Source organism: Helicobacter canadensis MIT 98-5491 (assembly GCF_000162575.1).
GTDB lineage: Bacteria > Campylobacterota > Campylobacteria > Campylobacterales > Helicobacteraceae > Helicobacter_D > Helicobacter_D canadensis.
The window spans coordinates 177,741-190,154 of sequence record NZ_CM000776.2 but is presented as its reverse complement, the minus strand read 5'-3'; the positions used below and the strand labels follow the sequence as shown (position 1 = coordinate 190,154).

Annotated in this window: 9 protein-coding genes; 2 read left to right on the top strand and 7 right to left on the bottom strand. The window is 34.7% G+C overall.

What is annotated here, in order from left to right:
• Positions 1-12: 12 nt before the first annotated feature.
• Together HCAN_RS00980 and flhA are read right to left on the bottom strand one after the other, a co-directional pair.
• Positions 13-1,062, bottom strand: a complete 1,050-nt coding sequence (locus HCAN_RS00980; protein WP_006655975.1) for a DHH family phosphoesterase — start codon at positions 1,060-1,062, stop codon at positions 13-15.
• Positions 1,063-1,071: 9 nt separating this feature from the next.
• Positions 1,072-3,330: a flagellar biosynthesis protein FlhA gene (gene flhA, locus HCAN_RS00975; RefSeq protein ID WP_006655976.1), complete on the bottom strand. Its 2,259-nt coding sequence runs from the start codon at positions 3,328-3,330 to the stop codon at positions 1,072-1,074.
• A 155-nt stretch (positions 3,331-3,485) separates the two neighbouring features.
• Between flhA and rpsO the strand changes: the two genes are divergently transcribed.
• Complete coding sequence (gene rpsO, locus HCAN_RS00970; protein ID WP_006655977.1) at positions 3,486-3,761, top strand: 30S ribosomal protein S15; 276 nt, start codon at positions 3,486-3,488, stop codon at positions 3,759-3,761.
• Here the strand turns inward: rpsO and recG are convergent.
• From recG to bamA, 4 genes are read right to left on the bottom strand one after another with little or no spacing between them, the layout of a single operon-like run.
• Entirely contained in the window at positions 3,758-5,599 is a 1,842-nt protein-coding gene (gene recG, locus HCAN_RS00965; protein WP_006655978.1) for an ATP-dependent DNA helicase RecG, read from the bottom strand. The two genes, rpsO and recG, sit on opposite strands and share 4 nt — an antisense overlap.
• Positions 5,596-6,837, bottom strand: coding sequence for a M16 family metallopeptidase (locus HCAN_RS00960; protein ID WP_006655979.1), 1,242 nt, complete (start codon positions 6,835-6,837; stop codon positions 5,596-5,598). The genes recG and HCAN_RS00960 overlap by 4 nt, the downstream gene beginning before the upstream one ends.
• 56 nt (positions 6,838-6,893) lie before the next feature.
• Entirely contained in the window at positions 6,894-8,015 is a 1,122-nt protein-coding gene (locus HCAN_RS00955; protein WP_373973608.1) for a dehypoxanthine futalosine cyclase, read from the bottom strand.
• The gene (gene bamA / locus HCAN_RS00950) at positions 7,987-10,227 is read right to left on the bottom strand and encodes an outer membrane protein assembly factor BamA (protein ID WP_006655981.1); all 2,241 of its coding nucleotides are present in this window, start codon (positions 10,225-10,227) and stop codon (positions 7,987-7,989) included. The genes HCAN_RS00955 and bamA overlap by 29 nt, the downstream gene beginning before the upstream one ends.
• A gap of 127 nt (positions 10,228-10,354) precedes the next feature.
• On the opposite strand from bamA, the gene HCAN_RS00945 reads away from it, so the two are divergent.
• Complete coding sequence (locus HCAN_RS00945; RefSeq protein WP_006656701.1) at positions 10,355-11,182, top strand: prephenate dehydrogenase; 828 nt, start codon at positions 10,355-10,357, stop codon at positions 11,180-11,182.
• Position 11,183: 1 nt separating this feature from the next.
• On the opposite strand, the gene HCAN_RS00940 is transcribed toward HCAN_RS00945, so the two are convergent.
• Positions 11,184-12,356: a cation:proton antiporter gene (locus HCAN_RS00940; RefSeq protein WP_006656700.1), complete on the bottom strand. Its 1,173-nt coding sequence runs from the start codon at positions 12,354-12,356 to the stop codon at positions 11,184-11,186.
• Between the last annotated feature and the right edge of the window lie 58 nt (positions 12,357-12,414).

Genomic DNA, 12,414 nt, shown 5'->3' with positions numbered 1-12,414 from the left:
TTCCTAGCATTTTTAACAATCTTTAAAGACCTGCTCAACAGAATCTTTAATATCCTCATAAATAAAGCTCTCTTTAAAATCCTCAATTTTTCCTCCACTTGCGTTTGGATGTCCGCCTCCATTGAAATATTTCTTAGCTATTGCACTCACATCACAATTCCCATTGGCTCTCAAACTCACATTTCCCCTTGCACTCACATCAAGAAAAAAATCAAAATCTGCGTGTGTTTTTAAAAATAAATTTGCCAAAACTGAAATATTACCAATCCCATAACTTAAAAACCCTCGATATTTCCCACAATACAAACTGCATTTATCAGCCTTTTGCCCTAAAAGCTCATTTTGAAAACGCGAGACAAGATTATCTAGTGTATCACTAAGCAAACTCCCTTTTAAATAGCATTTTTTCATCTCCAAAATCGCATTATCTAGTAAAATATGCCCTCTCTCATCTCCCAAAAAACGGCTTGATTCTCGCAAAAGGGCAAGTTTATATGCTCTATCCTCATCATCAAACATAAAACGATTGACTTCCTTGCATTCCACGATTAACCGCATTGCAACCTTACCAAACTCAAAGGCAAAACCCTCTTCATTCCACAAATCAATGCTATTAATCATCTCCACCATAGGCTCTAGCCATACCCTCACACTCTCATCAATCCCAAATCTCTCCAATAATGTCTCATAAACTATTTTTGTGGCACAACGCTTCGTATCTAGCACATACCACTCAAATTTATTCGCACACTCTTGCCCACTTTTATGATGATCAAGTAATTCATAACTCACTTGATAACCATTTAAATTAAGCTCCAAAATCTCTTTTTTTAACTCTTCACATTCATTCAAAGTCAAGTTTAAATCACTAATTAAAATATGTGATTCAACCTTATTTTTCCTAATATCTCTAAAAATCTGCTCCAATCTTGCCAAAACTTCCTTGCCATAATTAGCATTATAAAAAAAGATTTGACTAGCTTTGTTTTTATAAAATTCATTGCTCACAAGCTGACAACCATAGCCATCTAAATCAATATGTGAGAGGTGAAAAAAGTGCATTTCTTTCCTTTAAACTGGAAAATCAATACTTCCCAAAATTTCAAATTTGCTTTGATAATCAATCTCTGCAGTGCTTAAAACTACGATATTACGCCCAAAACCATATTGCTCCAAAAAGATTGCCAAAGGCTTTCTAAGCACCATAGGCACACCGCCAATAATAGTTGGCACAGCCCCCATAGAAACGCCTTTTTGATAAGCCACATTAATTGCATCTAAAAGGCTTTGTGATTCAGTAGGACTCAAACGCAATCTTTGACCGATTTTTTGTTGATCGGGCAATTTTTCTAACAAAAACTGCTCCATAGTAGGTGAAAGCACAAAATACCGCAAGATTCCATCATCACTTTGAAAATTATGCGTAATTAGGCGTTTTAGACACGCCCTTACATATTCGCTCAAAGTCGGCAAATCCGCCTTATATGCTGGATAACCATCGGCAATAGCTTCAGCAATACTTAGCATATCTTTAATAGGAATCTGCTCGTGTAATAATTCTTTTAAAATATGCTGGATGCTCCCAATTCCTACGCCTTTAATCTCTTCTGCCAAAATCGGATAATCTTGCCCAAGCTTACTAATGAGATTAGCAACTTCTTGACGCGTGAGTAATTCTTCGGCATATTGTTTAATTAGCTCTTGAATGTGCGTTGAAATCACCGTGGCACCATCGATGATTGTATATCCTTCAATGATTGCATCTTCTTTTTTGTCTTCATCAATCCAATAAGCATCTAACCCAAAAACTGGCTCTTTGGTAGGAATCCCATCGGGCAATTCTCCCACAAATCCACTTGAAGCAATCGCTAAATATTTATCAACCATAATCTTACCCTTACCGATTTCAATCTCTTTAAGCAAAATTTGGTATTCATCAGGTGCAAGATTCAAATCATCTCTTAAATGAACCATAGGCACTAAGATTCCATACTCTGTTGCCATAGTTTTACGAATTGCTCGAATCTTATTGACTAATTCTCCACCTTGTGCAGGATCAGCAAATTTAATTAGTTGATAACCAAGCCCTACACGCAAGATTTTTACTTTCAATGCTTTATCAATTTCGGCTTCTTCTCTTTTTTTGCGTTCTTCTTCACTTTCTTGGGGTTGTGGTTTTGGTGCTGCTTGTTGTGCATTTTGAGGAGTTTGCCCTCCTCTTTTAGCCTGTCTTTGAGGGAGTGTAGTTTGCTCACTTGGAGTTTCTTTTTTACGCACTTTTTGGAAAAGTGATTCAACATATTTCCACACTTCTCCATCTTTTTGTTTATTTAAAAGCAACGCTAAAGATAAAAATATCAACCCAACAAAACCCAAAGAAAGCGTAGGCAATCCAGGAACAAGAGCAAACATTAATAAAATACAACCTACAATCATTAGAGTTTTTGATTCATTAATGAGCTGATCAATGATTCCAGAGGCGAAATTTTCTCCCTCTTTGCTAAAACGCGTTACAATAATACCTGTTGCTGTAGAGACAATTAAAGCAGGAAGTTGAGAAACCAATCCATCTCCAATCGTCAAAATAGTAAAAGTGGAGGCTGCATCTGCTACACTCATATCACGCTGAAATACCCCAATTAAAAAACCACCAATAATATTAATAAGCGTGATGATGATTCCTGCAATAGCATCACCCTTTACAAATTTATTAGCACCATCCATAGAACCATAAAAATCCGCTTCCGCTGCCAATTCATCACGCCTTGCTTTAGCTTCCTCTTGCCCAATTAATCCTGTATTTAAATCCGCATCAATTGCCATCTGCTTCCCTGGCATTGCATCAAGCGTAAAACGAGCTTTAACTTCTGAAACCCTTGTAGAACCATTGGTAACAACCATAAAGTTAATAATTACCAAAATGATAAACAAAATGATTCCAATAACATAATTTCCACCCACAACAAACTGCCCAAAAGCCGTAATAATATCACTCACCGCCTCTGGTCCTAAATGCCCATTACTTAAAATCATTCTTGTTGTGGCAATGTTCAATGAAAGCCTAAAAAGCGTAACAATCAAAAGTAAAGTAGGAAAAGCCGAAAAATCCGTAGGTTTTTTAACATAAAGGGCTATAAGGATAATCAAAGCAGAAAGTGCAATGGAGATTGCTAAGAAAAAATCAAGTAATGCACTTGGAAGTGGAACAATAATAATCGCCAAAATTGCCACAATAAAGAAAACAACGGTTAAATCTTTAGAACCTGTTAATTGTGATAAAAAAGGCGAGATTTTACTAAAAAAAGATGCTTTTTGTCCTGCTTGTGCCAAACCCACTCCAAACTTAATCTAATAAAAATAATAAGTCTGTAATTTTAATCGTTTTTACCCAATAAAATCAATATAAATTTAAAAAATTTTATCTTTTTTCAAAAAAATTATGCTAGAATCACAGCTTTTAAAATTACCAATCAGGAGGTCTTATTATGGCTCAAGATTCGGCGAAAAAAAGAGAAATTACTTCTGCTTTTGCTAGAAATCCTAAAGATACAGGTTCAGTTGAAGTGCAAGTCGCACTTTTAAGCGATAGAATCAAAACCCTAACAGAACATTTAAAAGTGAATAAAAAAGATCACTCTAGTCGTTTAGGTTTAAGAAAAATCGTTTCTCATAGAAAAAGATTGCTTAGCTACCTTAAAGGAAAAGATTTCAAACGCTATGCAACCCTTATTGAAAAACTAGGACTAAAAGACAGAGGTTAATTTCTCTGTCTATTTTCTTGATTCATCTTTTTTAACGCTACTTTAGCAAGTTCAATCACTTTTTCATCACTCCCCAAATTAATCCACTCAAATTGTTTGCCACTTTGTTGTTCTCCACTTAGCAAATCACCACTATTGCGATACTCTAAATCCATTTGAGCCACTTCAAATCCGCTTTGTATTTGACAAAATCGCTTTAAACGCTCATTGTTAGCTTGATTAGAATATAAAAAACAATACCCCTTTAATCCATTCCTACTCACTCTCCCACGCAATTGATGCAATGTCGCCAATCCCAAGCGTTCTGCTCCAACAATCACAATCGTAGAAAGTTTTGGCAAAGAAATTCCAACTTCCACCACCGTGGTTGCTAACAAAATATTTCCTTTATCTCTAAATTCTTCTAATACCTCTTCTTTGAGCTTGTCTTTGCCGTGAGTTACATAAACTCCACTAAAATGACGCCTCCAAAACTCTTCACCTTCTTTTAGTGAAACATAATCCATTGCTTTACTCTCTTCTACCAAAGGATAAATAATCAAAACTTGATGTTGAAGGGAAATTTCTCTTTGAATATGTGCTATAAGCTCTTTAAAATCCGCTTTAGCTATCACCCTTGAAGTAATGTCTTTTTTAAAAGGTAAATCCAAAATAAAGCTAAAATCCAAGAATTCTGATTCAATCATTGCCAAAGTTCTAGGAATTGGAGTTGCAGAAAATTGTAAAATATGAGGTCTTTTTTGATTTTTCTCAAACATTCTCTCCAAAGTATTCCGCTGTGCCGTCCCAAATCGATGCTGCTCATCAATCATCACTAAAGCAAAATTTTGTATTTTTTGATAAAGCAATGCGTGTGTGCCTATCACAAAATCACTTTGCTCCAAATCCCCCTTTTTAGCCCCTTGTGTCCATAATGCCACCTTAAGATTTTTGGGCAGATATTTTTGACTTTCATTATAGATTTGCTTGGCTAAAATCGAAGTTGGAACCATTAACACACTTCTTTTGGGGTAAGCTATAAGCACACTAGCAAAAATCACCATCGTCTTGCCACAACCCACATCACCCACAATAACTCGTCTTGCAGATTTTTGAGAATTCAATGAACTAGCAATCTCCAAAATCGCTTTCTCCTGTCCCTTAGTAAGCTTAAAAGGCAAACTATCTTGCCATTGCCTAAAATCTCCTCTCAAAGCACAAATACTTGGAAATTCAACTTTCTTAGTCTGCAATTGCCGCATATATTCATAAATTTCTACAAACTTCAATGCTTCTAAATTTTTTCCAAAAAATCCACGATTCTTGCTATACTCTACAAAAAATTCTAAATTAGGTTGAAAAATCAGCAGTAATGCTTCTAAAATCTCTAAGGGAATATTAGGATAAACTTGAGAAAGCAAGTCTAAATCCAAACTCCCCACAAACTCTTGTAATAACAAAACTCTAGCACCCTTAGCATGAAAATTTGGCAGAATCTTTCCTGTTTGCTTAAGCACTTTTGGCTGAATCACACTAATAAAACTACCTTGAATCTGCACTTTTCCACTTACAATAAGTCTCTCACCAACTCTAAAAATAGACTTATGATAAGTTTTAGCATTAAATATCATCAACTCAATCTCTTTATCGAGTAATGGGGCATAACACAATACTCTTGCATTTTTAAAACTAGAATATCTTAAAACTTCAACTTCTAAGACTGCTTGAGCATTGGCGATTAATTTAGGCGATAAAATTGTATTGGAATAATCTTTTGGGGTAAATTTTAAACAAAAATCAAAAAAGTTTTTTACACCAAGTTTTTGAATATTTAGCGGAAGCAGGGTTGGCAGATTCAATCTGCACTCACCACACTAAAAGTAAGTTTTGTAATTTCTTTATGGGATTTAATATAATCATTCACTTCTTTTAAAGTAAGATTTTGAATTTCTTGCAAAACCTGTGCGTTAAAATCCAAAGGAAGACCTTTATAATAATTATTAAATGCACTTCCTAATCTTTGAGAAAGCGTTTCATTGCGCAAAGGCTCACTGCCTAGCAAATATTGCTTTGCTTCTTGCAATTCTTGCTCACTAATCCCTTTTTCCACAAATTCATTAACCACTTCTTGCACAAGTTTTTGGGCTTCTTTTTCATTTTTTAAACTCGTTTGCAAATATCCTCTTGCATAAGAAAATGTTTTCCCTGCTTCTAATCGCATTACTGCAGAATAAGCTAAACCTCTTTTTACACGCACCTCTTCCATCATACGACTCCCAAAGCCACTACCCCCAAGCACAAAAGAAGCCACCTTAATTAACGCACTTTCTTTTTGAAGATTCTCCACATTAAGCGGCGATCCAAAATAAATATAAGCTTGCTTAGTTTCCTTAATCTGACGCTTTGTTTGAGGCTTATCATTAGCACTAAATGGCTTAATCTCTACAGAATCTCCTACTGGAAGAATTGCTAAAAGATCTGCTAAACTTCGAGTTATTTTAGCATAATCCACATCACCGCCCACAATCACAATAGCAGACTTCAAATTTACATATTTATGATAAAACTGCTCTATTTCTTCTAAAGACATTTGCGCTAAAGTTTCCTTAGTCCCACTTAATGGATTTTCTAGCACACTGCCTTTAAACAACATAGCACTCAAAGCACGATTAGCTTGATAATCAAAGTCATTTTCTTTCTCTAAGATTCCAATGAGTGAATTTTCTTTTACTTTTTGTAAAGCCTTGGGAGTAAAATTTGGATCTTGCATTAAATCTTTTAAATATTTTAATCCACTTTCTTGCTCTTTGCTCATTCCACTTAATGTAAAACTCATTGTCTCTAGCCCACTTCCCACACTTAAACTTAAGGCTTTCTCCTCTAACTTTTGTGCAAACTTAGTTACACCAAGCTTTTGTGTCCCTTCATTTAAAAGTGAGCTTACCACATCAGATAATCCATAATTTTTTTGATTGCTAACTCCACCTGCACCCTTAAAAACAATTTGAATAAAAAATAAAGGAAGTTGTGAATTTTTCTCACATAAAATAGGAATCTCCACCCCTTTAACTTCCATTTTTTTTAATTCCACTGCCATTAAAAATCCTTTGAGAAATAATAAATTTAAAAAAATCACTAAAATTTTCTTCATTGCTAAAAAGTCTCCAAAATATCATAAGCTGTATTGCGTTTAGCTGGAATCTCGCCCACATCTTTAATCAAAGCAATCATTTCGGCTTGATTCATTGAGTTTCTAGCACCTGCTGCAGCGACAACATTTTCTTCCATCATCGTGCTACCCAAATCATTAGCCCCAAAAAGCAATGCAAGTTGCCCAATATAAGAACCCTGTGTTACCCAACTACTTTGAATATTTTGAAAATTATCCAAAAAGATTCGACTACAAGCTAAAAGCCTCAAATAACGATTTGATGAAGCTTTATGAATTGTTGGAAATTCCTTTTGTAAAGGCGTGAAAGCAGGTTGAAAACTCCATAAAATAAATGCTCTAAAACCATTAGTCTCATCTTGAATATTACGGATTCTCTCCCAATGCTCAATAATATCTAAATCATTCTCCACACTTCCAAACATCATTGTAGCAGTGCTTCTCATTCCAATTTTGTGGGCTTCTCTATGCACCTCTATCCATTCATCGCTATCTAGCTTTTTAGGTGCTATGACATCACGCACTCTATCGCTTAAAATCTCTGCTCCTGCACCAGGAATTGAAGCTAATCCACATTTTTGAAGTCTTTTCAATACTTCACTAATAGGAATTTTAGAGATTTTTGCAATGTAATTAATCTCAATAGCAGAAAACCCATGCACCGTGATTTGAGGGTATTTTTGCGAAATATGTGAAACCAAATCTTCATACCATTCTATTTTAAGACTTGGATGCACCCCACCTTGAAAAAGTATTTGTGTCCCACCAATGGCAAGCAATTCTTCAATTTTCTTATCAATTTCTTCAAAACTAAGGATATAAGTCTCACTTTCATTAATTTTACGCTTAAAAGCACAAAACTTACAATCCACCCAACAAATATTAGTGTAGTTAATATTTCTATCCACCACAAAAGTTGTAATATTATCTGGGTGCAAAACCTGCTTTACTCTAAAGGCTCTCTCACCTAATTCTTTCAAAGAAGCATTTTGCATTAAATCCAAAATTTCTTCCTTGCTCACACGCGGAATCTTAGTCCTAACGATTGCTCTATCTATTTTTTCTTGCATTGTCATCTTAAAATCTCTGCCCCATTGTAAATTCAAAAGAAGAGGTATCATCACCCTTTTTAGGATTGAGCGCTTTAGGAACAATAAAAGTAATGGCTCCAATAGGCGAAATCCACTCCAAAGCTACACCCACAGAATCACGCTGAATCTGTGTAAGTTTATCCTCTCCTAACATACCATAATCATAAAATGCACTCAATCGCATTTGCACCGTCTCAAATAACCCATAACTTAACTCCACTGAACCATAAAGTGTTTGATTCCCACCAATCCTCACTCCATATTTATCGCGTGGCGTAATAGAGTTACTTTGGAAACCTCTTAATGAGCTAACACCCCCTAAATAAAATCTTTCATTAATTGGGACATAACCATTATCATCAATATATCCAAACTTAGATCTAAATCTAAATATCAAATCCAAATCTGTCCAATCCTCTAAAGATTTAAAATAATATAAATTTCCAAAATACTTCCAAAATTTAGCATCTCCTCCCACTCCTGCATATTCTAAAGAACCGCCTGCTTTCCAACCATTTTTGGGAAAGAAGTAAGAATCAGTATTATCAAAATATAGCCCAGGAATCACAGAAGACTTAATATACTCTCCCTTATAATAGCGACTATAAAAAGGATTATTAAATTCTGAAAGTTTAGATTTTTGATAAGTATAACCCATACTTGCTTCTAATGTATCAGTGATTCTCCGCCCACCAACAAGGCTAATCCCTTGCGTAACTTCACGATAATCATAATCCACATAATCTGTTTGATAAACATCTGTAGAAAGACTATAATTACTATCCAAAACCGCAGGATTATAAAGATTCACACGATAAGAAGTAGAAATCTCACTCTTATCAAAATAAAGTCCAGCTGTTAGCCCTGTCCCAAAAATATTTCTATCTTTGATAGATGCACTTCCCATTATTCCATCATAACTTCCATACCCTACACCAAAGGTGAATTCTCCTGTCTTACCCTCTTTAACATTCACAAGCAAATCAATATTTTCCTCATCAACCCGCTTTTCTTCAATATCCACACTATCAAAGCCACCTGTTCTCATAATCGCATTTTTAGAACGCTCAATCTTACTCATTTCATATTGATCACCTGGGGCTAACAATACATTTCTACGAATCACCCTATCAAGCGTCTTAGAATTACCTGAAATCAAAACATCACGCACCTTTACTTTTTTGCCTGGCTGAATATAATAAACTACCCGCACTTCTGCATTCTCTTGATTCTTATCCAAATCAGGAGTTACTCGAGTAAAGGCATAGCCCAAATCCCCAATTTTATACTTAATTGCTTCCACATCTTTACGCATCGTGCTAATATTAAATTTTTTACCTTTTTTTAAATGCACAATATCATAAAGATCTTCTAGTGGAATCACATCTTCTTCTAAAACAATATCAACGCCAGAAACCTTATAAAGTTGCCCTTCCTTGATATAAAAATCTAATTCAGCATTATAAGTCGTAAAATCTGTTCGCAAAAAAGGCGTATCCACTTCTGCATCCAAAAAGCCTTTTTGCATATAAAGATCGCGGATTCTAAGGGCATCATTTTCAATTTCATTAATTTGCAATTTACCGCTATTAAACCCCCACATCCAACCAATGAAATCTCGCTCTTTATTGGCAGTAGATGCCTCAATACGCGAAACTTTTAATTCTTCCCTGCCATAATAATTTGCTTTTCTAATGATAATTTCTTCACCCTTATTAATCTCTAGCGTTACTTTGAGTGCATTTTGTGAAATTTCTTCTGTTTTTACCTCCACAACGGTATTATAGTATCCTTGAGATTCCAAAAGTGAAATAATCTTTTTACGCGTATTGGCAATTTTTATCTCATCATAAACATCACCCTTTTTAAGCCCTATTTCTTTATCAAGAACCGATTGATCTTTTCCTGCACCATATCCACTCACTACCAAGCTTGCAATTACAGGCTTTTCCACAAAATGATAAGTTAAGATTCCATTTTCTTCTGTAATCCAAATATCTTTAAAATACCCTTGTTCATAGAAATTAACGATACTTTTATTCACACTTTCAATATCCATTACTTCATTAATTTTAATCTTTGCAATTTCATTAGCAATCAAAGGGGAAATGTAATTTAACCCTTCATAGCGAATCTCTTTAATAATAGGTAATTCTGCAGCTTTTAAACTGCTTGATAAAGCAAAAGCCGCCACTACAAAGGATAATGTTTTTGGGAAAAAGCTCATTGTATTTTACACCTTAAAGAATTAAAATTTTTTTGGATTATATCTTTTTTGAGTTTAAAGCTAACAAAACTAAAGCAAATAAAATATATAATTTTATAAAAATTATTTTGTAAGAAGAGTAGTAAAAATGCAAGCTGGAATCATTGGATTAGGATTAATTGGCGGTTCTTTAGGATTAGCTTTGAGAGAAACGGGAATGTTTAAGAGAATTGTAGGATTAGATAATAACGAAATCCACTTACAACAAGCACTTTCTCTAGGATTGGTTGATGAGGGAGTGGAGCTTGATGAAATCAAACTTTGTGATGTTATTTTTCTTGCCACTCCTGTTGAGGCAATTTTGGAAATTCTACCCAAACTAATAGGAATCGCTCCACACACAACCATCATTGATCTAGGTAGCACTAAATACCTTATCTCTCAAAATATTCCCCAAGAGATTCGCAAAAATTTTGTTTGTGCACACCCTATGAGTGGGACAGAAAACTTTGGTCCCAAAGCAGCTTTTAAAGAATTACTCGCTCATCACATTGTAGTTTTAACCGATTTGGAGCAAAGCGGAGAATTTCAGGCAGCAATGGCAAAAGAAATATTCATTTCTCTTAAAATGAATATCATCAAAATGGACTCCAAATCTCACGACAATCACGCTGCATTTATTAGCCATTTACCTCATATTATCAGCTATGCTCTTGCCAACACCGTTCTCTCTCAACAAAACCCAAAAGATATTTTAGCCCTTGCAGGTGGAGGGTTTAAAAGTATGGTCAGAATCGCTAAAAGCTCTCCAAGAATGTGGAGCGATATTGCCAAACAAAATAAAAATGAATTGCTAAAATCTCTTGATTTTTTTCAAAAAGAATTAGAATTTGCAACTTCCCTTATCAAAGAAGAAAAATGGGAAGAATTAGCAAAATGGATGGAAAAAGCCAATTCACTCTATGAAATTTTCTAAATCAAGTAAGGCTAATAGTGTCTTTAGCCTTATAATTACTAATTAATTTAATACAAATAGTCAATAAAATCCCTTCTAAGAGAGCTGCGATAATAAACGCATAATATTCTTCTGTGCTAATAGCCCCAAATTGCTTTCCAAGCTGTGCTGTTGCTACCAAAAAAGTAAGTGGCATCGAATGGCTAAAAGCAAAAAGCAAGACTTCTTTGTAGCTTTCAAAATATTTTCTATAAGCCACAAAAGCACCAATGATTCGTAAAAGCACCATTACTACAATAATCACAAACACTTCTGAAAACAAATGCGGTTTTTGAAAAATCAAATCCAAATCCAAAGTCGATCCCACATACACAAAAAACAATGGCACAAAAAAGCCAAAACCAATTTCATTAAGTTTTTCTGCTAAGCCCTTTTGATGATGGAAATAAGTTGCCAAAATCATCCCTGCCAAAAACGCACCAAGCGCGCGTTCTAAGTCCAATATTTGTGCGATTCCAATCATTGTTAAAAACAACATCACACTAAAACGAATATCTTGATTCTTACTTGAATCTTGCGGAATCACATAAAACTTCAATGTTGGAAACCACCAAAATAGAACATTTGCTACCTTAAAAATCCCCACAATAACACCCAAAAAGGCAAAAAGCACAAAAAGTGTTTCATAAAGCTTCCAAGTAATTCCATAAGAATACACACCATTTAAAAGCACCAACACTACAATACTAATAAGCTCCCCCAAAATCCCAACATTTAATGCCATTTGAAGCCATTGTGTGTTTTTAGGATATTCTCTCAAAAGTGCCATAATCATCCCTAAACTCATAACTGGCAAAGCCGCAATATAAAACACAGACAATCCGCTATAAAACACATATAAAACCGCCACACCATAAAGCATAAAAAAATACACACTAGCTGATTTTATAAACCCAACTCCAAGCCTACTGAAAGTTTTTAAATCCACTTCCAAACCGCACAAAAACATTAAAAACAAAAACCCAATATGTGCTACAAACTCTAAAGAATCAAAGTGCTTAAAAAAACCAAAATAAAATGCCAACGCTCCAAGCATAATCTCTATTACCACTAAAGGCAATCTTGTCAATGCACTAAAAAAAGGGGCTACAACAATTAACAACGAAATCACACCAAAAGTAATAAGGCTATCCATAAAACACAATCACTCCAAAAAAATTTACAAAGTATAGCAAAAGCTCCTTAAAAAACAG

What these genes read in the sequence shown, in the direction of transcription:
- HCAN_RS00940 (WP_006656700.1), bottom strand. Translation starts at nt 12,356, where the DNA reads ATGGATAGCCTTATTACTTTTGGTGTGATTTCGTTGTTAATTGTTGTA.
- bamA (WP_006655981.1), bottom strand. Translation starts at nt 10,227, where the DNA reads ATGAGCTTTTTCCCAAAAACATTATCCTTTGTAGTGGCGGCTTTTGCT.
- rpsO (WP_006655977.1), top strand. Translation starts at nt 3,486, where the DNA reads ATGGCTCAAGATTCGGCGAAAAAAAGAGAAATTACTTCTGCTTTTGCT.
- HCAN_RS00980 (WP_006655975.1), bottom strand. Translation starts at nt 1,062, where the DNA reads ATGCACTTTTTTCACCTCTCACATATTGATTTAGATGGCTATGGTTGT.
- HCAN_RS00945 (WP_006656701.1), top strand. Translation starts at nt 10,355, where the DNA reads ATGCAAGCTGGAATCATTGGATTAGGATTAATTGGCGGTTCTTTAGGA.
- HCAN_RS00960 (WP_006655979.1), bottom strand. Translation starts at nt 6,837, where the DNA reads ATGGCAGTGGAATTAAAAAAAATGGAAGTTAAAGGGGTGGAGATTCCT.